Below are 24337 nucleotides of genomic sequence, written 5' to 3'. Positions count from 1 at the left end.
GCTGCGGCGCGTGCCGCATCCAGAGCCAGGTCGAAGGAAGCGTTCAATGTGGTTTTCCAGAAAACAGGTTGCCGGGACGGTGTCAAAAGCGATGGCCCTTCAGGCTCAAGCCTCGCCCGGGCAGGTTACCACCAAGTCGAAGGGCGATGCTGCGGAAGCTGCCGCGCGAGCCTATCTGGCCAAGGCCGGGCTGATGCTGGTCGATGCCAATTATCGGACGCCGGGCCGCGGTGGTGGCGAGATCGACCTGGTCATGCGCGCACCTGACGGTACTCTGGTGTTTGTGGAAGTGCGCCAGCGCACCGGCGTCTCGCATGGCGGCGCCGGCGCCAGCATCAGCCCCGCCAAGCAACAGAGAATCATCTTTGCCGCGAGGCACTATCTCATGCGTTTCGGCAGCCCACCGCCTTGTCGATTCGACGTGGTACTGGTCAACGGACCGCAGGACGACGGGGCGGCCCCTGTCATTGAATGGCTCCCCGGGGCTTTCGACGCCTCCTGACGGACGGCGGAATTTGTAACCATCCATTGCCGGCCAGCGCAAACCCCTCCGGAACCGGCGGCGCAGTCCGACCCGGTATCATTGACCCCATGCTTGAACAACGTATCGAACAGCAGTTCATTGACAGCGCCGACCTGAAATACCAGGCGGCACAGGTCTTGTCCAAACCGATTGCGGCCGCCGTGCAGGCCATCCTGGCCAGTGTCACCAGCGGCGGCAAAGTCCTGGCCTGCGGCAACGGCGGCTCGGCAGCGGATGCCCAGCATTTTGCGGCGGAGTTCGTGGGGCGCTATGAGCGCGAGCGGCCCGAGTTGGGTGCGATTGCGCTGACGACCGACAGCTCCATCCTTACCGCCATTGCCAACGACTATGACTTCACGGTCATCTTCTCGAAGCAGGTGCGTGCCCTGGGCGGCGCCGGTGACGTATTGCTGGCCATCAGCACCAGCGGCAATTCGGCCAACGTGCTGGCCGCCATCGAAGCCGCCCATGAGCGCGAGATGACCGTGGTGGCTCTGACAGGGCGCGGCGGCGGCAAGATGACCCATGCGTTGCGCGAAACCGATGTACATATCTGTGTGCCGCATGAGCGGACCGCGCGTATCCAGGAAGTGCACCTTCTTGTCCTCCATTGCATTTGCGACGGTGTGGACACCCAGTTACTTGGCGATCAGGAGACCTCTGTATGACATATGCCCCGTTGAAACGACTCACTCTGGCCATTGGTACGTCGGTATTGCTTGGCAGCGCCCTGACAGCCTGCTTTCCTTTGGTGGTGGGCGGCATGGCGGGCGGGGCGCTTGTTGCCACCGATCGCCGCACGTCGGGTGCGCAGCTGGAAGACGAAGGCATTGAATTGCGCGCGCTGAGCCGGATTCGCAGCAATGTGGGCGATCGTGTTCACGTCAACCTGACCAGCTACAACCGGCAGGTCTTGCTGACAGGTGAAGTCCCCAGCGTCCAGGACAAGCAACTCGTCGAGCAGATTGTTTCGCGCGTGGAGAACGTGAATTCCGTGGTCAATGAACTCGCCATCATGGGCAGCTCCACCCTGACGCAGCGTTCGTCCGACACCCTCGTCACCGGCCGTGTCAAGGCGATGCTGGTGGATGCCCGCGACCTGTCGTTGAATGCCTTCAAGGTGGTGACTGAGCGTGGTACGACCTACCTGATGGGACGTGTTACGCAACGCGAGGCGGATCGCGCCACCGAAGTGGTCCGTTCCACCCCGGGCGTGCAAAAAGTCATTCGCATGTTTGAAATCATCAGCGAGGAAGAGCTGGCACGCATGCTGCCGTCAAAACCCGTAGAACCGTCCGCAGGCGCCAAACCCGCCGGGAGTTGAAGCTACGGCCGGCAGTGCTGGCCACGTCAGTACTGCCGTCCTGCTTTCCGCCCGCTTTTTCCGGGTCTGGCCCAGTTTTTATTTCAGGCGCTTGATCAGGCTCGATGTGTCCCAGCGCTGGCCGCCCATGGCTTGTACGTCGGCATAAAACTGGTCGACCAGGGCCGTCACGGGCAGGCGCGCACCGTTGCGCTTGGCTTCGTCCAGAACCAGGCCCAGATCCTTGCGCATCCAGTCCACGGCAAACCCGAAGTCAAACTTGTCGGCCACCATGGTTTTTCCGCGGTTGTCGAGCTGCCAGCTTTGCGCTGCGCCCTTGCCAATCACGTCCAGGACCTGGTTGACATCCAGGCCGGCTTTCTGGCCAAACGCCACCGCTTCGCTCAGGCCTTGCACCAGGCCGGCTATGCAGATCTGGTTGACCATCTTGGTGAGCTGCCCTGCGCCGCTTGGGCCCATCAGCGTGAAGGCTTTTGAAAAAGCCATGCCCGCTGGTTTCGCGGCATCAAACGCTGCGGTGTCTCCGCCGCACATCACGGTGAGCGCGCCATTTTGCGCGCCGGCCTGGCCACCCGACACAGGCGCATCGATGAAATGCAGCCCCAGTTTGGCGGCCGAAGCATGGAGTTCGCGCGCCACATTGGCCGAAGCCGTGGTGTGGTCCACGAAGATGGCGCCCGGTTTCATGCCGGCCAGCGCGCCGTCGTTGCCCAGTACCACGCTGCGCAGGTCGGCATCGTTGCCAACGCAACAGAAAATGATGTCTGCGCCCGCAGCCGCCTCGCGCGGTGTGGCGGCTGCACGGCCCTTGAACTCGCTCGTCCAGGACGCAGCCTTGGCGGCACTGCGGTTGTAGACCGTGACGTCGTGGCCCGCCAGCGCCAGGTGGCCGGCCATGGGGAAGCCCATGACGCCGAGGCCCAGGAAGGCGACGGTACGTGAATCGGAAGTTTCGTAGGTTTTGGGGTGAATTGATGACACAGTTAAATCTCTTGAGGCCCGTCGGGCAAGGGGGTTTGGCAGGAATGATTATGGCTTGATTGCGCGCTTTGCCCAGTGAACCTCCCTGTTCTCCCATGAAGGAGCAGCTTCACATTCATGACGCATCTCAGTGCGTTTTGGGGTATGCAAAACAGGCCATCCCGCCCCATTCATTAACTGAATTGCATCATGCCGTTTCCAAAAGACCAGTTCTCACGCGACGTTTCGACCAGATTGATGATGACGTCGGCCGCACTAAAGCTGCAATTCGACGAGATTTGTTCTCCGATTTCCGAGAAGAGCGCTTTCTTCATGTCCAGCGACCGGCCGGGCGCACAGAATATTTGAATAAAGACCACGTGGGCGGAGTGCGTGACCCCAAGGAATTCTTCGGAGCAAATGAGCTGGCGCGGTGTATGGCGCGTGAGCGTCTGGAAACGATCCGGCGCCGGCACATTGAAAGTGTCTACCAGGGCTTGGTGCACAAGGCCCGACACGGCCGAAAGCTCTTCGTCCGGCGTGGTGTCAGGAAGGTCAATTCGTACGAGAGGCATGAAGTTTCCTTTTGGGTTAATCGGTGGGTGCGCTGTGCGGGTGACGAAGGTGAACGTGGGACGCATGCCGGTCCCGCACTTGCCTAGCCTGCGGCAGCTCCAATGGCAATTCCCAGGTCGGCATTGGTATAGGCTTTGCCGGCAATTCCCCATGCGCCCTCCACCGCGTAGGTCACGTTGACGAAGGTGCGCTCTCTCGGGTGTTTCCCCGCCTTGAGGTCGTCAATGATGTCTGTTGCCGCCTTGACGAAGTTGTCTTTTACCGATTGATCGGGGAAGGTGACAGAGGGGACCTTAATCTCTATGACCGCAAGCGACTGGGGTTTGCCGCCGGCATAGCTGTGCTCTTCAGGGTAAATGTTGACATGCCCGATGACTGCGGGAGTCATGAAGGCGTTTCCGCTGAGGCCGTGTACCTGCAGCAAGGCATCCGCGACTCTGGAGAAAACCTCGCGCTCGCCGGCCGGCGTTAAAAGTCCCTGCGATAGCTGGATGGAGATGGGCATAAAAATCCTTTAATGAACGACGGCGCAACATGTCCGTGCGAAGTGAACTGTGCCCAGGATGACGGCGGCTGGAAATCCCTCTGAATGCATAATGCTTGTGTCAAATCTGCACAAGCATGAAAAACCTCAGCCTTGACGACTTCTCGCTGTTTGCGCAGCTTGCATCTGCCCAGTCGCTCTCGACAGTAGCGAGGGAGCGCAACGTCGCGGCCAGCCATATGTCGCGTTCGCTCGCGCGCATGGAGGCTCAATGCGGCCTGCGGCTGATGCACCGCACCACTCACAGCCTCTCTCTCACTGACGAAGGTGAGGTCTTCCTTGAATATGCCCAGCGCATCCTTGCCGAACACAGGCAATTGCAAAACAGCTTCGCCAGCCGAAGCCGTTCAGTGGTGGGAACGGTCCGCTTGAGCATCAGCCAGATTCTTGCTGAATACGTACTGATTCCCCGGCTGGGCAAGCTGCGAGCCTTGCACCCGGAATTGAAAATAGACCTGCATCTGGATGATCGGCTTGTCAGCATGGCCGATGAGGCGATGGATATCGTCGTGAGGGCGGGTGTTGCACCTGCGCAGACGGCCGTTGCCCGCAATCTTGGAAGCCATGGGCGTGCCTTGTACGCCTCACCCGGGTATCTCAAGAAGCATGGCGTTCCGCGTGCGCCGGCAGATCTTCAATTGCACAGTCTGATATCAAATACCACTTCGATTACCCACAATCAATGGACCTTCGAAGAAAACGCAGTCGTCATCCCGCTGGCGGTGCAGGGGCAGTTGCGCGTCAATAGCAGCGCCGCGGTGGTTTCACTGGCCTTGGCGGGAGCCGGCATTGCCCGGATCAACGACGTTATCGGCCGCGAGCTGGTGGCGCAAGGCCGGTTAAAGCCAGTGCTGGCCCGGCACACGGTGAGCGGTGCCTATTCTATTGATGCGGTGATTCTGGCCGAACGACATCGGGCTCCCAAAATCCGGGCCACTATCGATTACCTTCAGGTCTGCTTCGCGGCCTTTAGCCCTTCCAACTCAGCCTCTGGCCGGAACAACGCCGGCAGTTCAGCGGCTTAGACGATAGCGAAGTTTTCTGTGCCTGCAGCCAGGTCGACGGACTTGGCGCGTTGCGAGTTGAGCTTGATCTGCAGGCGCAGGTCGTTCACCGAGTCGGCGTTGCGCAAGGCATCTTCGTAGGTGATGAAGTGGCTCTCGAAGGCGTCGTACAGCGCCTGGTCGAAAGTCTGCATGCCCAGGTTGCGGCTCTTTTTCATGATCTCCTTGATTTCGGAGACTTCGCCCTTGAAGATCAGGTCGGAGATCAGCGGCGAGTTGAGCATGACCTCCACCGCCGCAAAACGGCCCTTGCCGTCCTGCTTGGGCACCAGCCGCTGCGAAATCATGGCCTTGAGATTGAGCGAAAGGTCCATCAGCAGCTGGGTGCGGCGCTCTTCTGGGAAGAAGTTGATCACGCGGTCCAGCGCCTGGTTGGCGCTGTTGGCGTGCAGGGTGGCCAGGCACAGGTGGCCGGTTTCCGCGAATGCGATGGCGTGTTCCATGGTTTCGCGATCGCGGATCTCTCCCATCAGGATTACGTCGGGCGCCTGGCGCAGCGTGTTTTTCAGGGCCGCTTCCCAGCTGTCGGTGTCCAGGCCCACTTCACGTTGCGTGATCACGCAGTTCTTGTGCGCATGGACAAATTCCACCGGATCTTCAATCGTGATGATGTGGCCGAACGACTGCTCGTTGCGCCAGTCGACCATGGCCGCCAGCGTGGTGGATTTACCCGAACCGGTAGAGCCCACCAAAATGGTCAGGCCGCGCTTGCTCATCACCACTTCCTTGAGCACCTGGGGCACGCCCAGCCCGTCGATGGTGGGCAGCACGGCCGGAATCGTCCGCATCACCATGCCGACCTTGCCCTGCTGAATGAACGCGTTAACACGGAAGCGGCCCACGCCGGGCGGCGAGATGGCGAAATTGCATTCCTTGGTGCGTTCGAATTCGGCGGCCTGCTTGTCGTTCATGATGGAACGGGCAAGGGCGAGCGTGTGGTTGGCGTTCAGCGGCTGCGGCGACACCTTGGTCACCTTGCCGTCGACTTTCATGGCCGGCGGGAAGTCGCCCGTGATGAACAGGTCGCTGCCATTGCGGCTGACCATGAGTTTCAGCAGATCATTGATGAATTTACTGGCCTGGTCGCGTTCCATTTGCGACTCCTTTCAAACAAACTCTGTCGTTGCCGGAAACTCGGCAGGATGGGTGACGGTGGTTCTCTCTTTAATCAAGCAGGGGCCGCGGAACCGGCTTTGCCGGGCCGCAGGCGCAGCGGCCCCATGCGTAAGGAAAGGGGCAGCGCGCCGTAGGCTCGAAGTGAAAAGCGTGGGGGCCATAGCTTCTAGCCGGGGAAGTTTTCCGGGATTTTTGCCTTGCCGCGAGCTTCCGCAGCGGAAATCACATTGCGTTTCACCAGCTCCGTCAAATTCTGGTCCAGCGTCTGCATGCCCACGCTGTTGCCGGTCTGGATGGATGAATACATCTGGGCGACCTTGGCCTCGCGGATCAAATTGCGGATGGCGCTGGTGCCCAGCATGATTTCGTGTGCGGCCACGCGGCCCGTACCGTCCTTGGTTTTGCACAATGTCTGCGAAATCACGGCCTGCAGCGACTCGGACAGCATGGACCGGATCATTTCCTTTTCTTCAGCCGGGAACACGTCGATGATCCGGTCGATGGTTTTGGCGGCGCTGGAAGTATGCAGCGTGCCGAAGACCAGGTGGCCCGTTTCGGCGGCTGACATGGCCAGCCGGATGGTTTCCAGGTCACGCATTTCACCCACCAGGATGGCGTCCGGGTCTTCCCGCAGGGCCGACTTCAGCGCGGCGTTGAAGCTCAGGGTGTGCGGGCCGACCTCGCGCTGGTTGATCAGGCATTTTTTGGATTCGTGCACGAATTCGATCGGGTCTTCCACCGTCAGGATGTGGCCGTACTCGTTTTCGTTCAGGTAGTTGACCATGGCGGCCAGTGTGGTCGACTTGCCCGAGCCGGTAGGGCCGGTGACCAGCACCATGCCCCGCGGCTTCATGGCCAGGTCGCCAAAAATCTTGGGAGCGTTGAGCTGCTCCAGCGTCAGGATTTTGGATGGAATGGTCCGCAGCACCGCACCGGCCCCGCGATTCTGGTTGAAGGCATTGACGCGAAAGCGCGCCAGTCCGTCAATTTCGAACGAGAAGTCGACCTCCAGGAACTCTTCGTAGGTTTTGCGCTGGGTGTCGTTCATGATGTCATACACCATGGAATGCACCTGCTTGTGGTCCAGCGGATCGATGTTGATGCGCCGCACGTCGCCGTGAACCCGGATCATGGGCGGCAAGCCTGCCGACAAATGCAAGTCAGACGCCTTGTTCTTGACGCTGAAAGCCAGCAACTGCGTGATATCCATCCCGGGACCCTTTGAAAATGGTTTTCAAACTAAGTTTACAGTTCGATTATGACCACGATTGTGCGCAATCTCCAGCTTGTCCGTGACCGGATAACCACGGCCTGCGTAGCCGCCGGGCGCAATCCGGCGAGCGTGCGGCTGCTGGCGGTCTCCAAAACCTTCGGTGCGGACGCCGTGATCGACGCCGCGTCGGATGGGCAGCGTGCCTTCGGCGAAAACTACGTCACGGAGGGCGTAGAGAAAATTGCCGCCCTCCGCGCCTGGCAAGGCGCCGGGGCGCAGGGCACTGCGATTGCGCTGGAATGGCATTGCATTGGCCCGGTTCAGAGCAACAAGACCCGTCTCGTGGCTGAGCATTTTGACTGGGTGCAGTCGGTCGATCGCCTCAAAATCGCCCAGCGGCTGAGCGAGCAGCGGCCGCCTGATTTGCCGCCGCTCCAGATCTGCCTGCAGGTCAATGTGGATGGCGGCGCCAACAAATCGGGCGTGGCGCCCGAGGATGTCCTGGCGCTGGCGCAGGCGGTTGTGCAGCTGCCGAACCTCACCTTGCGCGGCTTGATGGCGATACCGGAGCCTGCTATCGATTTTGTAGCTGCCTGCGCCGTCCACGAGCGGACAAAAGCCATTTTTGACGAAATCAATGCTTCAGGGGCGTTGCCTGCACCCATGGATACGCTGTCAATGGGCATGACCGCCGACCTGGAGGCCGCCATCCATTCGGGCAGCACCATGGTCCGTGTAGGCACTGCGATCTTCGGCAAGAGATAGGTCCCCACGGTCGCTCACTTCGTGTAGCTCCCTGCCCCCCGAGGGGGCCGCTGCGCCTGAGGCCCGGCAAAGCCGGTTCCTCGGCCCCTGCTGGTGAAGACATGCCCTGTGGATTCGCTGCTGGCACAGCGTCCCATGCGATCTTCTGATCAGGCTATTTCTTGGGTGGCGCGATGGGTTTGATGTTGCCGCAGTCAGCTGACAGCCATTTGCCTGCAGCATCCATGGTCATCTTCTCGGGCTTGCCTTTGACGGTGGTCGTGGTGTTCATCTTCATGGTGTAGGCGGTGTCGCCGTTGAAGGTCATCACGCCTTCGCCGCTGGAAGGGGGTTGGGTGCACACATAAGAGATCTTCACGGTGTTGCCGCTGCGCGGCGACTGGGTGGTCTTGCAGTCGCCTTGCTGCTGCTGGGGCATTTCGTTGCGCTCGGCCATTTCCCTGGTGATGCACATCTTCATGCTCATGCCGCCGCCGGGGCCCATGGACATGCCCTGTTTGCCCATCATGTCCTGCATCTGCTTGCGCTGCTCGGGGGACATGCTGGCCAGCTGCTTTTCCATGTTGGCCATGGCTTTTTCCATCTCGCCGGAGCTTGACTGCATCTTGCTCGTCATTTCCCACAGGCCTGGTTTGGTGGTCTGTGCAGAAACCCCGGCGGACAGGGCCAGCGTGAAAGCGGCAAGGGCGGCTGGAAAGGGGGTGGAAAGCTTCATGGGTGTTCCTGGTGAATGGCAAACAGGGGATGAGCCCGCATTATTGCCAGCATGGGCCGTTTTGCAAGCTCGGGTGCCGTCAGCGCATGAATTTTCCGCCGCGCCCGATGATGGTGAGGTCGGTGAAGCGGGAGCCCTCGTGATTTTGGGGGCTGTAATTCACGGTGAAGCCACCCATGTTGTAGTCGCGCATGGACTCCAGCGCCGTCACCAGGCTCTCACGGGTCAGGTTCTTGCCGGCGGCCCGGCGCAAGCCCTCGGTAAAAACCTTGGCCACCAGAAAGCCTTCCATGCTGGAGAAGTCAAAGTCCTTGTGGCCACCCTCAGCCATGCGTTGCTGGTATTCACGCACGATGGCCGATGAGGGTGTGTAAGGGAATGGCATCACCTGCGAAATGGTCACGCCCGCCCCGGTGTCGCCCAACTCTTCAGCGAGCGCCTTCGAGCCGACAAAACTCACGTTGAAAAACTGGCCGCCGTAGGCCTTGGCCCGTGCCTGCCGGATCAGCGCGGCGCAGGACCTATAGGCACTGATCTGGATCACGGCCTCGGGCGTGACCTTGAGTATTTCTGCCAGCGGTGCGGCAACATCCACGCTGTTGCGCTCGACCGTGACGCTGGCAGCCGGCTTGAGGTTGCGCCGGGTCAGCGCCCGCATCACGCCTTCCAGCCCGGCCTTGCCATAAGAGTCGTTCTGGTAGAAGACCGCGATTTTGGTGATGCCGACGGTGCTCAGGTGCTGCACGATGCGCTCGGTCTCGTCAAAGTAGCTGGCGCGCACGTGGAACAGGTTCCGGTTGAAAGGCTCGCGCAGGCCCTGTGCGCCGGTGAACGGGCCCACCAGCGGGATGCCTGCCGCGTTGATGGCCGGCACCGCGGCCAGGGTGGTGGGTGTGCCGACCGAACCGATCAGCGCGAACACCTTGTCTTCTTCGATCAGGGCCTTGACCGCGGCAGCGGCCTTTTCAGGTTCATAACCGTCGTCCCGTGAAACGAGCTTGAGGGTGCGGCCGTTAATGCCGCCGGCGGCATTGACGGCATTGAAGTGCGCCAATATGCCCAGCTGCATGCGCTTGCCCAGTTCGGCGGCGGGGCCGGTCTGGGCGGCGAATTGCCCGACCCGTATTTCGGTATCCGTCACGCCGACTTCCGCCGACTGCACTGCGGTGGCGACAAGCACCCCCAGCATTGCGCCCAAACGCCACCATGGCTTGTTTTTCATCAGGGACCTCCGTTTTTTTGTGGCGATGGTTTCGCCATCTATATATGCAACTCATTGCATATGTGTGCATTGCAAGGTAGTCCAATGCGCACGGCTTGGCAACGCGGTTAGTCCGGGTGCGGCTGGATTTGCGCGGGAATTCGTGAGAAAAGTGCTGCCAATACGGCTTTTTCAGGCGGGCACGGGTGTCGGCTTAGACCCCCAGCGCCAGCCGGGTGGTATTTTTCACCTCTTCCATCACCGCATAAGTGCGGGTTTCGCGCACACCCGGCAGCTGCCACAGCACGGTGCCGGCAAAAGAGCGGTAGGCCACCATGTCGGCCATGCGGGTTTTGAGCAGGTAGTCAAAGCCGCCGGCCACCATGTGGCATTCGGAGATCTCCGGGTGGACCTGTACGGCCGCCTTGAAGGCTTCAAACACGTTGGGCGTGGTGCGGTCCAGCAGCACTTCGACAAACACCATCATTCCGGCGCCCAGCTTGAGGGGGTTGAGCAGGGCTTCATAACCCAGGATGTAGCCGTCCCGGCTCAAACGCTGCACGCGGGCCAGCACGGCAGTGGGCGACAGAGCCACGCTCTCGGCGAGCTTGAGGTTGGAAATCCGGCCGTCCTGCTGCAGGACATTCAGGATTTTCAGGTCAATGCGGTCAATTTCGGGTGAGGCTTCAAACATGTGTAGTGAATTATTCGGTGAATTTCGTAAATTTAGCGGGAAATTCAGCAACATTCAACAGAACATCATCGTATTGACTGAATAACCGCCATTTACCGTGAAAACCTCCATGAACCACTTGAAGCCTGCATCTCCGCGCCTGCCCTTCCCGTACCGCCCCGAAGCCGACATCGTGGCCGCGCACCTGCAGCGCCTCGCCGGGGCGCTCGACTGGGCGGCCGCGGCGCACTCCGCCCAGCCCTGGGTGCAAGCCGTGCGTGACAACCCGCCACCGTTCTGGGCGATGGAAAGCCTGCTCAAGGAATACCCGATCTCCAGCGCGGAGGGCCTGGCCCTGATGCGGCTGGCCGAAGCCTTGTTGCGTGTGCCGGACGCCGAAACCGCGATTGCCCTGACGGCTGACCAGCTCGGCCGGGCCGATTTCGACAGCGCTGGCGACGGAGTGATGGCCCGCCTGTCGGCCTCGGCCATCGCCATGTCCAAGAAATTCCTGCCGGAAGGCGGCCAACCCCACATCATGAGCAAGCTGGGCGCGCGCACGGTGGTGGCGGCGACCTTGCGTGCCGTGCAGCTGCTCGGCCGGCAGTTTGTGCTCGGGCAAACCATTGCCGATGCGATGGCCGAGGCCGATGACAGCCGCAAAAAAATTCCCAACCTGCGTTTCAGCTACGACATGCTGGGCGAGGGCGCGCGTACCGATGACGACGCGTTGCGCTATCTCGCCAGTTACACAAACGCTATCAAATCAATAGCTGCTGGCGCTCGTCCGGCGGGCGCTACCGAGCAAAACGACGGTATATCCATCAAGCTCAGCGCGCTGCACCCGCGCTACGAAGATGCCCAGCGCGAACGCGTGATGGCGGAGCTGGTGCCGCGCGTCTGGGGGCTGTGCGAGCTGTCAGCCCGGGCCAATATCAACCTCACCATCGACGCCGAAGAGGTCGACAGGCTGGAGCTGTCGCTGGATGTGTTTGAGGCTTTGGCCGCGCTGGTGGCCCAGCACCACCCTCAGTGGCAGGGCTTCGGCCTGGCAATGCAGGCCTACCAGACCCGCGCGCTGGAGCTGATCGAACACATCGCTGCCATTGCCCGTAAATACAAACTGCGCCTGATGTGCCGCCTGGTCAAGGGTGCGTACTGGGATTCGGAAATCAAGCGCGCCCAAGAGATGGGCCTGCCGCACTACCCGGTGTTCACGCACAAGCACCACACCGATGTGTCGTACCTGGCCTGCGCGCAGGCCTTGCTGGCCGTGCCGGACGCTATTTACCCGCAGTTTGCCGGCCACAACGCTGCGACTATCGCGGCGATTTTGCAGATGGCGTCGCGCAACGCAGTTCCCTTCGAGCTGCAGCGCCTGCACGGCATGGGCGAGGGCGTGTTTCGCGAGGTGCTGAAGAATCCGCTGATCAGCTGCCGCGTGTACGCGCCCGTGGGCGCGCACCGCGACCTGCTTGCTTACCTGGTGCGCCGGCTGCTGGAAAACGGCGCCAACTCCTCGTTTGTGCACCAGCTGGCCGACGAGTCGGTCGGCATGGGCGAGCTGCTGACGTCGCCGCTGCGGCTGGAGCCCGAATCTTCACTGCCGCTGCCACCCGCGCTGTACGGCCCGGCCCGGCCCAACAGCCTGGGGCTGGACCTCACGGTCGAGAGCATGCGCGCACCGCTGCTGGCCGCGTTGGCGACCACGCCGGCTCCCGTGGTGCCGGAGTTTGATGCTAAATCGGCCGCCAAGGCAATAATGACGGGCGCAAGCAGCTATCAAAAATGGAGCAAAGTACCCGTTGCCGAGCGTGCCGCCATCCTGCGCCGGGCCGCCGCCGCGATGGAGCAGCAGATGCCGAAGTTCTGCGCGTTGCTGGTGAAAGAGGCCTTCAAGACCTGGGGCGATGCGGTGTCTGAAGTGCGCGAGGCGGTGGACTTCCTGCGCTACTACGCCAATGAGGCCGAGCGCATCATGCAGCCGGTCGCGCTGCCCGGCCCCACCGGTGAAACCAACGAGCTGCGCCTGTCGGCGCGCGGCGTCTGGGTCTGCATCAGCCCCTGGAATTTCCCGCTGGCCATCTTTACCGGCCAGGTCGCGGCGGCGTTGGCTACCGGCAACGCTGTGCTGGCCAAGCCCGCCGAGCAAACGCCCGGCGTGGCCTGGGAGGCGGTGAAGTTGCTGCACCAGGCCGGCGTGCCCGAAGGGGCGCTGCAACTGGCGCACGGCGCTGGCGACACCGTGGGCGCCGCGCTGGTGGCTGCACCGCAGGTGGCCGGCGTGGTGTTTACCGGCTCCACCCAGGTCGCCAAGATCATCAATCGCGCGCTTGCCGCCAAAGACGGCCCCATCGTCCCGCTGATTGCCGAGACCGGCGGCATCAACGCCATGCTGGTGGACAGCACGGCCCTGCCCGAGCAGGTGGCCGACGCGGTGGTGCAGAGCGCGTTCCGCTCTGCCGGCCAGCGCTGCTCGGCGCTGCGCCTGCTGTGTGTGCATGAGGGCATCGCCGACCACGTGATCGAGATGATCAAGGGCGCCGCGCAGGAGCTGGTGGTGGGCGAGACGGCCGACCTGGCAACGGACGTCGGCCCGGTGATCGACCGCGAAGCCTTTGACAACATCCAGAAGCATCTGGAACGCCTGGGTTCAACGTCAAAAGTGCTTGTGAGCCATGAAGGACGGGCACAAGCAGCTCCTGATTCAATAGCAAATGTCATCCCGCCCGCAGCCTTTGAAGTGCGCAGCCTGGCCGAAGTGAAAGACGAAATCTTCGGCCCCGTACTGCAGATCGTGCGCTGGGGCAGCGGCGAGCTGGCCACGCCGGAGGCCGTGATCGCACAGATCAACGCGCTGGGCTACGGTCTCACACTCGGTATCCAGACCCGCATCGACTCGCGTGCACAGGCACTCGCGGCCAGCGCCCACGTCGGCAATATTTATGTGAACCGCAACATGATCGGCGCGGTGGTCGGGGTGCAACCTTTCGGCGGAGAAGGCCTGTCCGGCACGGGCCCCAAGGCGGGTGGACCGCATTACCTGTATCGCTTTTGTGCCGAGCAGACTGTCACTGTGAATACGACGGCTGCGGGGGGGAATGCGGCGCTGCTGGCTGGAGGGGCTTGACGGCGGGTCGCTGCTTGTTCTGACGGGGCGTACTTTGCTGAGGGTGGTTGGCCGGGGGTAGCCCGGCAGCTACTCACTTTTCTTTGCTTCGCCAAAGAAAAGTAAGCAAAAGAAAGGCGACCCTGGTTCCTGCGTCCCTGCGCTTCGCTACGGGCAACCTGCGGTGCTCGGTCCAGCCGGGGTCAAAAACAACTCGCTTCGCTCAAACAAGTTTTTGCCCTGATCCGTCTGGACCTCCGCTCCTCGGCGCATCCACAAGGGGGTGGAGACAGGAATACCAAACAGCCAAAGACAAAACCGAATACCAGAAGAAACAAGGACACGCCATGGCGTGTCCTTGTCGGTATTGGTATTGGAGTTGGTATTTGTCTTCAGTCCCGATCACCCCTTCTGTCTGCGCCGAGGAGCGCAGGTTCAGGCGGATCAGGGATCGCGATTGTCTGAGCGAAGTGCAACGTAGCGAGTTCGAGCGAGACCCCGCCTGGACCGAGCACCGCAGGTTGCCCGCAGCGAAGCGGAGGGACGCAGACAGCAGGGTCGCCTTTTCTTTTGCTTACTTTTCTTTTGGCGAAGCAAAAGAAAAGTGAGTTGCCGCCGGGCAACCCCCGGCCAGCAGCTCTCAGAAAAAAGCGCGGCCACAACATCACCAACCGCTCGATCAGGCGAGGGGCCGCCCCCCACAAACCTCCTGAACACACCCCCGCAGCCACCGATGCCCCGGATCCGCATCCAGCCGCGGATGCCAGAGCAACGACACCGTGATCTCCGGCGTGGAGACCGGCAGCGCAAAACTGTGCATTCCGGCGCGCAGGTTTCCGGTGTGCCGTTCAGGAACCGTGGCGATCAGGTCGGAAGCCCGGGCCAGTGCCAGTGCCGCCGCAAAGCCGCCGACGATGGTGGCGACCTCCCTTTCGAGCCCGAACGGGTGCAAGGCTTCATCCGCCGGCCCCTTGCCCTGGCCCCGCCGCGAGACGTCGATATGCCTGCCGGCGGCGTAGCGGGCGGGCGTGACCTCGCCCTCGCCCAGCGGGTGTCCCATTCGTACGACGCCGATGAACCGGTCCCGGAACAAGGCCTGCACGCGCAGCTCCGGTGCCGCCGTCTTTCCCACCACGCCGGTTTCCAGGTCGACGGTCCCGTCGCGAAGCGGCGTGCTGTCCTTGTCAAGCTTCTGTACGAAGCACAGCCGTACGCCGGGTGCTTCATTCGCAACGCGTGCAATAAGCTCTGGCCCGAAGTTCTCCACAAAACCTTCACGCGTGCGCAGCGTGAACGTGCGGACCAGCTGTTTGAGTTTGAGCTTTTTGGCGGGGCGCAGCACCGCTTCTGCGTCTTGCACGAGCCGACTGACGCGCTCACGGAGTTCGACGGCCCGCGGCGTGGGAACAAGACCGCGCCCAGCCCTGACCAGCAGCGGGTCGCCGGTCGTTTCGCGCAATCGGGCCAGCGCCCGGCTCATCGCTGACGGGCTCAGCCGCAGGCGCCGGGCTGCGCCCGCCACGCTGCCTTCCGCGAGCAGCACATCCAGGGTGACAAGAAGGTTGAAATCGGGCGCAGCCATGCATCGACCATAGCGCAATTTGGCCATGACATGGCGTTAAACGCACTCATAAAGTGCAAATGGTGCGTCTTCCGCCATGTCAGGTAAAGAACTACGCTCCCGGAGAGCTCCATTTCGGGGAGCCACAACCCCTTTACCGCTTGCCCACTGGACTACCTTGACCACTCCCCTTGCACCCACCCGCCCATCAACAAGCGCCAACGCGGAACCGGCGCCGTCGGTCCGATGGGTGCTGGCCAGTCTTTCGCTGTCCATGCTGCTGTCCTCGCTCGGCACCAGCATCGCCAACGTGGGTTTGCCGGCGCTGGCTCAGGCGTTCAACGCCTCTTTTCAGGAAGTGCAGTGGGTGGTCCTGGCTTACCTGCTGTCCATCACCGCCCTGATCGTCAGCGCCGGACGGCTGGGGGACCTGATAGGCCGAAGGCGCTTGCTGCTGGCCGGCATCTTCCTGTTCTCGGTGGCCTCGGTCCTGTGCGGTGTCGCGCCCACGCTCTGGCTGCTGGTTGCCGCCCGGGCTGCGCAAGGACTGGGGGCGGCCGTGATGATGGCGCTCACCATGGCGTTTGTCGGCGAAGCGGTTCCAAAGGCCAGAACCGGCAGTGCCATGGGGCTGCTCGGCACGATGTCCGCTGTTGGCACCGCGCTGGGGCCATCGCTGGGCGGTGTCCTGATCGCCGTATCGGGCTGGCAGGCCCTATTTTTCATCAACGTACCGCTGGGCATCCTGACTTTTTTCCTGGCGCGTCGCTACTTGCCTGCTGACCGCAAGGAAGGGAAGAAGGATCGCCCCCATTTTGATCACCCGGGCACACTGCTGCTGGCCCTGACGCTCGCAGCCTACGCCTTGGCCATGACAACAGGGCGCGGTCATTTCGGTCCGCTCAACATGGCGCTGCTGCTGGCGGCTGTCATCGGCGTTGGCTTTTTCGTGCTCGTCGAGTCGAAAGCGAAATCCCCTCTGATCCGGCTCGCGACGTTCCGCGCTCCAGGCTTGAGTGCAAGCCTCGCCATGAACACGCTCGTTGCGACTGTGATGATGGCGACGCTTGTCATCGGCCCGTTTTACCTGTCCCGTGCCCTCGGCCTCAACGCCGCGCTGGTCGGCATCGTCATGTCGATGGGGCCTGTCATTTCCGCATTGAGCGGTGTTCCGGCCGGCCGCATGGTCGACCGCCTGGGTGCGCCGTTCATCGCCCTTGCCGGGCTCATCGCCGTGGCCACCGGCGCAGCGGCGCTGGCCGCGCTTCCGGCGATGTTCGGTGTTGCGGGCTACGTGGCTGCCATCTTCATCCTGACCCCGGGATATCAGCTGTTCCAGGCCGCCAACAACACGGCTGTCATGACGGACATTCCTTCGGACCAGCGGGGTGTTATTTCCGGCATGCTCAACCTGTCGCGCAACCTGGGGCTCATGACTGGGGCCTCCGCGATGGGGGCCGTGTTCGCGTTTGCCTCGGCGGCGGACATCACCACCGCGGGTGCCGGGGCTGTTGCCACCGGCATGCAGGTCACGTTCGCGGTTGCAACGGTGCTGGTTGCCATCGCAATCACCATTGCTGTTGGGGGCCGCGTGCGCGGAAAACCCAGGCTCAACCGGTAACTTTCTCTTCTTTCGTCACCAGCCAGATCCCATAACAAACCAGCAACAAGGCCAGGCCGTTTTTCCACTCCAGGAAGCGCTCATCCAGAAACACCGCCGACAGCAGTGTCCCAAAAATCGGTATCATGAAATTGAACACCGTGATCATGCTGACCCGGTTGTACTTCAGCAAAATCGTCCACAGCGAAAATGCGGCCGACGACAGCACCACCAGATACACCATCAGCAAAGTGGACTTGAGCGTGAAGCCCGACAGCGTTCCGCCGGTGGCAACACCGATCAGCAGCAGGGCCAGGCCGCCTATGGCCAGTTGCCAGCCCGTCAGCACCACCGAATCCACGCGCTGCGACACCTTCTTGCCGTAAATGCTGGCGGCCGACAGCACAAAGGCGGCGATCACCACAAAACCTTCCCCGAGCAGCGTGAAGTCGAAAGCCAGCAGGCCGTCGCTGAAGTTCACCACCATGACGCCGGCGAAGCCCACCACACAACCCAGCACCTTGTTGAAGCTGAGACGGTCATTTTTGTAGATGTAATGCGCCAGCAGCACACTGAAGAAGGTGCCCGTCGCATTCATGATCGAGCTCTTCACGCCGGTGGCGTACGCCAGGCCGATGTAGAAGAAGACGTACTGCAAGCTCGTTTGCGTGAGTCCCACCAGCGCCACCTGGCCGAAGGTGCGGCGGCCCAGCTGGAACACCGGCTTCTTGCTGATGGCCGCGAACACCAGCAGCACCAGGCCGGCAAAAATAAAGCGCCAACCCGCAAACACCAGCTTGGAGGGAATGTCGTTGGCGGCAATATGAAACAGCGCATAGCCGTTCTTGATGGCCGGGTAGGCGCTGCCCCAGAGCAGGCAGCACAAGGAGGCCAGCAGAAAAACGACCTTGCGCTGGGTGAAGAAGGTGGAGCTGTTCAAACCGGGATTCCGTGAAAAGAAGGCCGCGTCCGGGCGCGGCAGGCACCTGGACGTGGCAGGGAAACTCAGAGCAGGCGCGCCAGGTACCGCCCGGTATGACTGGCCGCATTGGCAGCGATGTCTTCCGGTGTGCCGACACCCACCACCGTGCCGCCGCCGGCACCACCCTCGGGCCCCATGTCTATCAGCCAGTCGGCCGTCTTGATGACGTCTAGGTTGTGCTCGATCACCACAATCGTGTTGCCCGCGTCGCGCAGCTGGTGCAGCACCTTGAGCAGCAGGTCGATGTCGGCAAAGTGCAGGCCGGTCGTCGGTTCATCGAGGATGTACAGCGTGCGGCCGGTGTCGCGTTTGCTCAATTCCAGCGCAAGCTTCACGCGCTGCGCCTCGCCGCCCGAGAGCGTGGTCGCGGCCTGGCCCAGCTTGATGTAGGAAAGGCCCACGTCGAGCAGGGTGTGCAGTTTGCGCGCAATGGTGGGCACGGCCTTGAAGAACTCGGCGGCCACCTCGACGGTCAGGTCGAGGATCTGCGCGATGTTCTTGCCCTTGTACTGTACTTCCAGTGTTTCGCGGTTGTAGCGCATGCCCTTGCAGACATCGCAGGGTACATACACGTCGGGCAGGAAGTGCATTTCGACCTTGACCACGCCGTCGCCCTGGCAGGCTTCGCAGCGGCCGCCGGCCACGTTGAAGCTGAATCTTCCGGCGCCATAGCCGCGTTCGCGCGCCGTGTTCATCTCGGCCATCAGTTCGCGGATCGGCGTGAAGAGGCCGGTGTAGGTGGCCGGGTTGCTGCGCGGCGTGCGGCCAATGGGCGACTGGTCAACGTTGATGACCTTGTCGAAATGCTCGATGCCTTCAATGGCTTCGTGCGGCGCGGGCTCTTCATGGGCTCGGTACAGCGTGCGCGCCACAGCGGCATACAGCGTGTCGTTGACCAGCGTCGATTTGCCCGACCCCGATACGCCGGTCACGCAGGTGAGCAGGCCCACCGGGAATTCGACGCTCACGCCCTTCAAATTGTGGCCGGTGGCGTTGATGACGCGCAGCGCCTGCATGTCGCCCAGCGTGGCCTGGTGCACGGCTTCGCGCGCGGCGCGGCGTTCAGCGGCCGGGCTTTGCGGAAAGCGCGAGGTTTTCTTTTTCTCTGCAGCTTCTACAGCTTTGACCGTCGGCAGCCAGGGGGTGCGGTGTTTGGGTACGGCGATCTTCAGCGTTTGCGCCAGGTACTGGCCTGTGAGCGAGTCGGGGTTGTTCTTGACTTCGTCAAATGTGCCTTGCGCCATCACGCGCCCGCCGTGGATACCGGCACCCGGTCCCATGTCAATCACGTGGTCGGCCGCGCGGATCATGTCTTCGTCGTGCTCGACCACCAGCACGCTGTTGCCGATGTCGCGCAAATGCTTGAGCGTGCCGATCAGGCGGTCGTTGTCGCGCTGATGCAGGCCGATGCTGGGTTCGTCGAGCACGTACATCACGCCGGTCAGGCCAGAACCAATCTGCGAGGCCAGGCGAATGCGCTGGGACTCGCCACCCGACAGTGTCTCGGCGCTGCGATCCAGGCTCAGGTAATTGAGGCCCACGTCGTTGAGGAATTTCAGGCGCAGGCCGATCTCGCGCACTACCTTGGCAGCAATTTCGGCCTTGGCGCCCTGCATCTTCAGCGCGTTGAAATACTCGAAGCTCTCGCGCAACGTTGAGTGGCTGATTTCATAGATCGCCTTGCGCCCAGGCTTGGTGCCATCGGGCGCCGATGCGTCAACGCCGTCTTCAGGCGCACTCACCAGGTACACATGGCGCGCCTCGGTGCGCAGACGCGTGCCTTCGCAGTCAGGGCAGGGCTGCACGCTGCGATAGCGGGACAGTTCTTCGCGCACGGCAGCAGAATCGGTTTCGCGGTAACGCCGCTCGAAGTTGGTGATGACGCCTTCGAAGGGATGCTTTTTCGCGATCTTCTTGCCGGCAAAGTTGCCCGAATCCATCACGTAGCTGAACTTGATTTCTTCCTCGCCCGAGCCGTACAGGACAACCTGCCGCACGTTGTCGGGCAGGTTTTCAAAGGCGGTGTCGATGTCGAATTTGTAGTGCTTTGCCAGGCTTTCCAGCATCGAGAAGTAGTAGCCGTTGCGGCGATCCCAGCCCTTGACAGCGCCGCTGGCCAGGCTCAGCGACGGAAAGGCCACCACGCGCGCCGGGTCGAAAAATTCCATATGGCCGAGACCGTCGCAGGTGGGGCAGGCGCCGACGGGCGAGTTGAACGAGAAGAGCCGCGGCTCCATTTCGCTCAGCGAGTAGTCGCAGACAGGGCAGGAAAACTTCGCGCTGAAGAGATGCTCTTTGGCGGTGTCCATTTCCATGGCAATCGCTTTGCCGTCGGCCAGGCGCAGCGCGGCCTCAAAGCTTTCGGCCAGGCGTTGCTGCAGGTCTGCGCGCACCTTGATGCGGTCAATCACCACATCGATGTTGTGCTTCTCGGTTTTCTTGAGCTTGGGCAGGTCGTCGTACTCATAGGCCGTGCCGTCGACGCGAAAGCGAACATAGCCTTGCGACTGCATCTCGGCAAACACGTCCACGAATTCGCCCTTGCGGTCGCGCGCCACCGGCGCCAGGATCATCAGCTTGGTGTCTTCGGGCAGCGCCAGCACCGTGTCGACCATTTCGCTGACGCTTTGGGCCTGCAGCGGCAGGTCGTGGTTTGGGCAATAGGGCGTGCCGGCCCGCGCAAACAGCAGGCGCAGGTAATCGTGGATTTCTGTGACCGTACCCACGGTGGAGCGCGGGTTGTGCGAGGTAGCTTTCTGCTCGATGGAGATCGCGGGCGACAGGCCCTCAATCATGTCTACGTCGGGCTTGTCCATGAGCTGGAGGAACTGCCGCGCATAGGTGGAGAGGCTCTCAACGTAGCGGCGCTGGCCTTCGGCGTACAGCGTGTCAAAGGCGAGAGACGACTTGCCCGACCCGCTCAAGCCGGTAATCACCACCAGCTGGTTGCGCGGAATATCGAGATCGATATTTTTGAGATTGTGCGTGCGCGCGCCGCGGATGCTGATCCGCTGGGCCGCGAGCACTTTGGCAAGGTATTTGCTGTCGTCAGGAGAGTTCAAGATGTGCCAGCCGCAAAACTCTCCATCATAGACCGAAGCACCGTTTCAAGCACAATAGCCGGTTGGGCAAGCCACGGGCTGCCGGGGCTTGCCGCTCCCAGTCGGTCAATCCCGGGTTTTGCCCCGTTTTGGATCTTTTTTAGCTATTTTTTGGCCGCTTTTGCCCTTTTATTCCACTTGACTGCGCCTACAGCCCCCACGTCGTTTCCCATGACCGCTACCGAGCGGCGCGCCAGCGTTTCGCTGGCTTCGATCTTTGCGCTTCGCATGCTCGGCCTCTTTTTGGTGCTGCCGGTGTTTGCGCTGGAGGCGGCCAAATACCCGGGGGGCGATGACCCGGCCCGGATTGGCCTGGCCATGGGTATTTACGGCCTGACGCAGGGCATCCTGCAAATTCCTTTTGGGATCGCTTCGGATTGGTGGGGGCGCAAGCGTGTCATTGTTTGCGGCCTGGTCATTTTTGCGCTGGGCAGCCTGATCGCCGCCTGGGCGCCCGACCTGAACTGGCTGATCGCCGGCCGGTCGTTGCAGGGGGCGGGGGCCATTTCGGCTGCCGTTACGGCCCTGCTGGCCGACTCCACCCGCGACGAAGTGCGTACCAAGGCCATGGCGCTGGTGGGCGGCAGCATTGCCCTGATGTTTGCGCTTTCGCTGCTGGCCGCGCCCCTGCTCGCCGGCGCTATCGGCCTGCACGGGCTGTTTGCCCTGACTGGCGCGCTGGCACTGGGCGGCATTGCCGTGGTCGTCTGGTGGGTGCCACCCGAACCGGTGGAGCACGTCAACCGGCCGCGCGGCAGCGTGGCGGAGGTGCTGAAGGACACCGCGCTGCTGCGGCTGAATTTCGGCGTGTTCGTGCTGCATGCCGTGCAGCTGGCCATGTGGGTGGCGATCCCGGCTTTGCTGGTGAATGCCGGACTCGACAAGGCCGCGCATTGGCAGGTCTACCTGCCGGCGGTGCTGGCCTCTTTTGGGGTGATGGGGGCCACGCTGTTTCCGCTGGAAAAAAGGGGCTACCTGCGCGCCGTGTTCCTGGGAGCTGTCGGCCTGGTCCTGCTGGTTCAGCTGGGCTTGCTCTGGGTGGCATCGTCTACCTCGGCGCCGGCCAGTCTGGGCATTCTGGCCGTGCTGCTGTTCCTGTTTTTTTGCGGCTTCAACATCCTCGAGGCCACCCAGCCCAGCCTGGCCTCCCGGGTGGCGCCAGCCCATGCCCGCGGCGCGGCGCTGGGGGTTTACAACACCTTGCAGTCGCTGGGGTTTTTTGCCGGCGGGGCCGTCGGCGGCTGGATCACCAAAACGCAGGGGGCCGAGGGGCTTTTTGCGGTGTGCGGCGGCCTGATGCTGCTGTGGCTGTTGGTCGCCTGGCCCATGACAGCGCCTGGCCGGCACGGGGCCGCCGCTGTTACAGGCAGCCATGGCGCCGCACCGGGCCAGCCAGTTAAACTCTAAGTTAGCTCTAAGTTAGATCAGGAGAACACCTCATGGCATCCGTCAATAAAGTCATCGTCGTCGGCAATCTCGGCCGGGACCCCGAAATGCGCAGCTTCCCCAGCGGTGACCAGGTCGCCAACGTCACCATTGCCACCACTGACAAGTGGAAGGACAAGCAGACGGGTGAAATGAAGGAAGCCACCGAATGGCACCGCGTGGTGTTCAACGGCCGTCTGGCTGAAATCGTCGGCCAGTACCTGCGCAAAGGCTCGCAGGTCTATGTCGAAGGCAGCCTGCGCACGCGCAAGTGGACCGACAAGGACGGCCAGGAAAAGTACACCACCGAAATCCGTGCCGACCAGATGCAGATGCTCGGCAGCCGTCAGGGCATGGGCGGCCCCGGCGGTGATGACGGCGGCGGTTATGAAGCGCCGCGCCAGTCCGCACCTGCTGCACGTCCACCGGCCGCCGCGCCGCGGCCCGCCCCGGCAGCGAAGGCCGCCAGCGGCTTTGACGACATGGACGACGATATCCCGTTCTAAATACGAACAGTCTTTGTCGATGGAGGCCCACTCTTCGAAAGGAGAGTGGGCTTTTCGTTTGCAGGCGACCGGATGATCAGCTCATCGCCTGACGGACAAGCAGCGTGTCCGTGAACTGCTCAAAGGCCACGACCTTCCCGTCCTGCAGGTGCCAGACATGGGCCACACGGGCCTGCATGTCCTTTCCCGTGGCGCGGTAAGTGCCGTGGTAGGTCCCCACCCCGAGGATGTGGTCACCACCGTCGATGAGGCTTTGCAGTTCGAAGCGATAACCGATCCAGTCCCTGCCCAGCACGGCAAAGACGTTGTCGACAACCGCTTGAGGCCCGATCCAGGTACCCGCGCAGGGAAAGCCCGCCATCTCGGTCCAGCGCACCTGCGGCGAGACATGGGCCATCATCTCGTTGACGTTTCCCTGGGCCGACGCCGCGTAATGGGCACGGACGATGTCGATATTCGACATCATGGCCTCAACCCCATTTCATCTCGCCCTTGGCGACTTTGGCGCCGATCTGCAGGGCCACGCCCATGCCGGCGTTCGGATAACGCTTGGTCATCGCCGCGATGAGGGCGGCGCTGTCCGCGGCCTTGGCCAGTTCTTCTTCGAAAGCTACAAGATAGTCGCGCGTGTATTTGATCGCGCTTGCGTCCACCGCCGCCGTGACCGCCATGTGGCCGGGGACCACCACCGCGGGTTTGCGCGCAGCCATGGCGTCAAGCGCCTTCACCCATGCGGCACGGCCCTCGGCGCCTTGTGTGTCGGCGGTCCACACGTGAACGCCAGAGAAAAGCAACACGCCGCCAAAGATGGCGTTCAGCGAAGGCACCCAGATGTAGCGGCGGTTGGCCAAGCCATCGGCGTCGGTGATCTCGATGGCCTGACCTTCCAGGGTGAGGCTGCGGCCGTCGAAGGCTTCGGGCATCACGATGTCCGCCAGCGCCTGTGGGCCGTTTTCCTTGAGCTGAGGGCCCCAGGTTGCCAGTTTCTTTTCCACGTTGCCCTTGATGGCCGCGATCGTGGCCGGTGCGGCGATCACCTTGGCCAAGGGAAACGCTGCCTTGATGGGCGCAAGGCTGAAGTAGTAGTCGGGATCGCTCTGGCTGATGTAGATGGTCGTCAACTTTTTGCCGGTGGCCTTGATGGCCTCGGCCAGCGCCTTGCCGTCGGGAAGCGTGAAGCCCCCGTCGATGAGGACGGCTTCACGCTCGCCGGAGATCAGTACCGGGGCACGGAAGAATCCGTGTTCGCCGGCGGGGAAATGTTTCCAGGTCAGTTGGGTATTGGCAGCCATAGCGCTTTTCACTCCTAAGATGGCCGTCGCGACAGCCGCGCCGGCTACAGTTTTGATTGCTTCTCTTCGTGTTGTCATGGTTTTTCC

22 protein-coding genes are annotated in these 24337 nt (G+C 62.2%); 9 read left to right on the top strand and 13 right to left on the bottom strand.

Annotation, left to right across the window (positions count from 1 at the left end; translation table 11 throughout):
• The first annotated feature begins 46 nt into the window (after positions 1 to 46).
• From AC1D11_RS16645 to AC1D11_RS16635, 3 genes are all read left to right on the top strand, one after another.
• The gene (locus tag AC1D11_RS16645) at positions 47 to 502 is read left to right on the top strand and encodes a YraN family protein (RefSeq protein WP_477648298.1); all 456 of its coding nucleotides are present in this window, start codon (positions 47 to 49) and stop codon (positions 500 to 502) included.
• 89 nt (positions 503 to 591) lie between these two features.
• The gene (locus AC1D11_RS16640) at positions 592 to 1191 is read left to right on the top strand and encodes a phosphoheptose isomerase (protein ID WP_431098788.1); all 600 of its coding nucleotides are present in this window, start codon (positions 592 to 594) and stop codon (positions 1189 to 1191) included.
• Positions 1188 to 1847: a BON domain-containing protein gene (locus AC1D11_RS16635; RefSeq protein ID WP_477648299.1), complete on the top strand. Its 660-nt coding sequence runs from the start codon at positions 1188 to 1190 to the stop codon at positions 1845 to 1847. The genes AC1D11_RS16640 and AC1D11_RS16635 overlap by 4 nt, the downstream gene beginning before the upstream one ends.
• A 78-nt stretch (positions 1848 to 1925) precedes the next feature.
• Here AC1D11_RS16635 and AC1D11_RS16630 read toward each other — a convergent pair whose 3' ends face one another.
• From AC1D11_RS16630 to AC1D11_RS16620, 3 genes are all read right to left on the bottom strand, one after another.
• The gene (locus AC1D11_RS16630; RefSeq protein WP_477648300.1) at positions 1926 to 2828 is read right to left on the bottom strand and encodes an NAD(P)-dependent oxidoreductase; all 903 of its coding nucleotides are present in this window, start codon (positions 2826 to 2828) and stop codon (positions 1926 to 1928) included.
• A gap of 173 nt (positions 2829 to 3001) precedes the next feature.
• Entirely contained in the window at positions 3002 to 3382 is a 381-nt protein-coding gene (locus AC1D11_RS16625; RefSeq protein WP_477651469.1) for a tautomerase family protein, read from the bottom strand.
• An 83-nt stretch (positions 3383 to 3465) separates the two neighbouring features.
• Entirely contained in the window at positions 3466 to 3888 is a 423-nt protein-coding gene (locus tag AC1D11_RS16620; RefSeq protein WP_477648302.1) for a 4-oxalocrotonate tautomerase, read from the bottom strand.
• 116 nt (positions 3889 to 4004) lie between these two features.
• Between AC1D11_RS16620 and AC1D11_RS16615 the strand changes: the two genes are divergently transcribed.
• The gene (locus tag AC1D11_RS16615) at positions 4005 to 4952 is read left to right on the top strand and encodes a LysR family transcriptional regulator (RefSeq protein WP_477648303.1); all 948 of its coding nucleotides are present in this window, start codon (positions 4005 to 4007) and stop codon (positions 4950 to 4952) included.
• Here AC1D11_RS16615 and AC1D11_RS16610 read toward each other — a convergent pair.
• Positions 4949 to 6085, bottom strand: a complete 1137-nt coding sequence (locus AC1D11_RS16610; RefSeq protein WP_477651121.1) for a PilT/PilU family type 4a pilus ATPase — start codon at positions 6083 to 6085, stop codon at positions 4949 to 4951. The two genes, AC1D11_RS16615 and AC1D11_RS16610, sit on opposite strands and share 4 nt — an antisense overlap.
• A 188-nt stretch (positions 6086 to 6273) precedes the next feature.
• Entirely contained in the window at positions 6274 to 7317 is a 1044-nt protein-coding gene (locus AC1D11_RS16605) for a type IV pilus twitching motility protein PilT (RefSeq protein WP_477648305.1), read from the bottom strand.
• A gap of 48 nt (positions 7318 to 7365) precedes the next feature.
• Between AC1D11_RS16605 and AC1D11_RS16600 the strand changes: the two genes are divergently transcribed.
• A complete protein-coding gene (locus tag AC1D11_RS16600; RefSeq protein WP_477651120.1) occupies positions 7366 to 8085 on the top strand; it encodes a YggS family pyridoxal phosphate-dependent enzyme in 720 nt (239 codons plus the stop codon).
• A 154-nt stretch (positions 8086 to 8239) separates the two neighbouring features.
• On the opposite strand, the gene AC1D11_RS16595 is transcribed toward AC1D11_RS16600, so the two are convergent.
• The 3 genes from AC1D11_RS16595 to AC1D11_RS16585 all read right to left on the bottom strand — a co-directional run bounded on the left by AC1D11_RS16595 (position 8240) and on the right by AC1D11_RS16585 (position 10695).
• A complete protein-coding gene (locus AC1D11_RS16595; RefSeq protein ID WP_477648307.1) occupies positions 8240 to 8800 on the bottom strand; it encodes a DUF3617 domain-containing protein in 561 nt (186 codons plus the stop codon).
• 79 nt (positions 8801 to 8879) lie between these two features.
• Positions 8880 to 10022: an ABC transporter substrate-binding protein gene (locus AC1D11_RS16590; protein ID WP_477651119.1), complete on the bottom strand. Its 1143-nt coding sequence runs from the start codon at positions 10020 to 10022 to the stop codon at positions 8880 to 8882.
• A 193-nt stretch (positions 10023 to 10215) separates the two neighbouring features.
• Complete coding sequence (locus AC1D11_RS16585; RefSeq protein WP_457281549.1) at positions 10216 to 10695, bottom strand: Lrp/AsnC ligand binding domain-containing protein; 480 nt, start codon at positions 10693 to 10695, stop codon at positions 10216 to 10218.
• Between the two features lie 109 nt (positions 10696 to 10804).
• On the opposite strand from AC1D11_RS16585, the gene AC1D11_RS16580 reads away from it, so the two are divergent.
• Positions 10805 to 13804: an L-glutamate gamma-semialdehyde dehydrogenase gene (locus AC1D11_RS16580; RefSeq protein ID WP_477648309.1), complete on the top strand. Its 3000-nt coding sequence runs from the start codon at positions 10805 to 10807 to the stop codon at positions 13802 to 13804.
• Positions 13805 to 14462: 658 nt separating this feature from the next.
• On the opposite strand, the gene AC1D11_RS16575 is transcribed toward AC1D11_RS16580, so the two are convergent.
• On the bottom strand, positions 14463 to 15365 hold the full coding sequence (locus AC1D11_RS16575) for a LysR family transcriptional regulator (RefSeq protein ID WP_477646759.1): 903 nt from the start codon (positions 15363 to 15365) through the stop codon (positions 14463 to 14465).
• A 157-nt stretch (positions 15366 to 15522) separates the two neighbouring features.
• Here AC1D11_RS16575 and AC1D11_RS16570 point away from each other — a divergent pair, with 157 nt between their 5' ends.
• Positions 15523 to 16965, top strand: coding sequence for an MFS transporter (locus tag AC1D11_RS16570; RefSeq protein ID WP_477646754.1), 1443 nt, complete (start codon positions 15523 to 15525; stop codon positions 16963 to 16965).
• Here the strand turns inward: AC1D11_RS16570 and AC1D11_RS16565 are convergent.
• Positions 16955 to 17884, bottom strand: a complete 930-nt coding sequence (locus AC1D11_RS16565; RefSeq protein ID WP_477646753.1) for a DMT family transporter — start codon at positions 17882 to 17884, stop codon at positions 16955 to 16957. The genes AC1D11_RS16570 and AC1D11_RS16565 overlap by 11 nt on opposite strands.
• A gap of 65 nt (positions 17885 to 17949) precedes the next feature.
• Positions 17950 to 20988, bottom strand: a complete 3039-nt coding sequence (gene uvrA, locus AC1D11_RS16560) for an excinuclease ABC subunit UvrA (RefSeq protein WP_477646752.1) — start codon at positions 20986 to 20988, stop codon at positions 17950 to 17952.
• A gap of 210 nt (positions 20989 to 21198) precedes the next feature.
• On the opposite strand from uvrA, the gene AC1D11_RS16555 reads away from it, so the two are divergent.
• Both AC1D11_RS16555 and ssb read left to right on the top strand, forming a co-directional pair.
• Positions 21199 to 22434: an MFS transporter gene (locus AC1D11_RS16555; RefSeq protein WP_477646751.1), complete on the top strand. Its 1236-nt coding sequence runs from the start codon at positions 21199 to 21201 to the stop codon at positions 22432 to 22434.
• 32 nt (positions 22435 to 22466) lie between these two features.
• Positions 22467 to 22958 carry a single-stranded DNA-binding protein gene (ssb, locus tag AC1D11_RS16550; RefSeq protein ID WP_457281543.1) on the top strand — a complete coding sequence of 164 codons (492 nt, stop codon included), beginning with the start codon at positions 22467 to 22469 and terminating at the stop codon, positions 22956 to 22958.
• A 76-nt stretch (positions 22959 to 23034) separates the two neighbouring features.
• Here the strand turns inward: ssb and AC1D11_RS16545 are convergent, their stop codons facing one another.
• Together AC1D11_RS16545 and AC1D11_RS16540 are read right to left on the bottom strand one after the other, a co-directional pair.
• Positions 23035 to 23424, bottom strand: coding sequence for a nuclear transport factor 2 family protein (locus AC1D11_RS16545; protein WP_477646750.1), 390 nt, complete (start codon positions 23422 to 23424; stop codon positions 23035 to 23037).
• A gap of 4 nt (positions 23425 to 23428) precedes the next feature.
• The gene (locus AC1D11_RS16540) at positions 23429 to 24328 is read right to left on the bottom strand and encodes an MBL fold metallo-hydrolase (protein WP_477646749.1); all 900 of its coding nucleotides are present in this window, start codon (positions 24326 to 24328) and stop codon (positions 23429 to 23431) included.
• Positions 24329 to 24337: the final 9 nt, after the last annotated feature.

It is taken from the genome of Polaromonas sp. P1_E11 (assembly GCF_056405995.1).
Note: the sequence above shows the minus strand (reverse complement) of the source record. Positions and strands in the feature narration are given on the sequence as shown.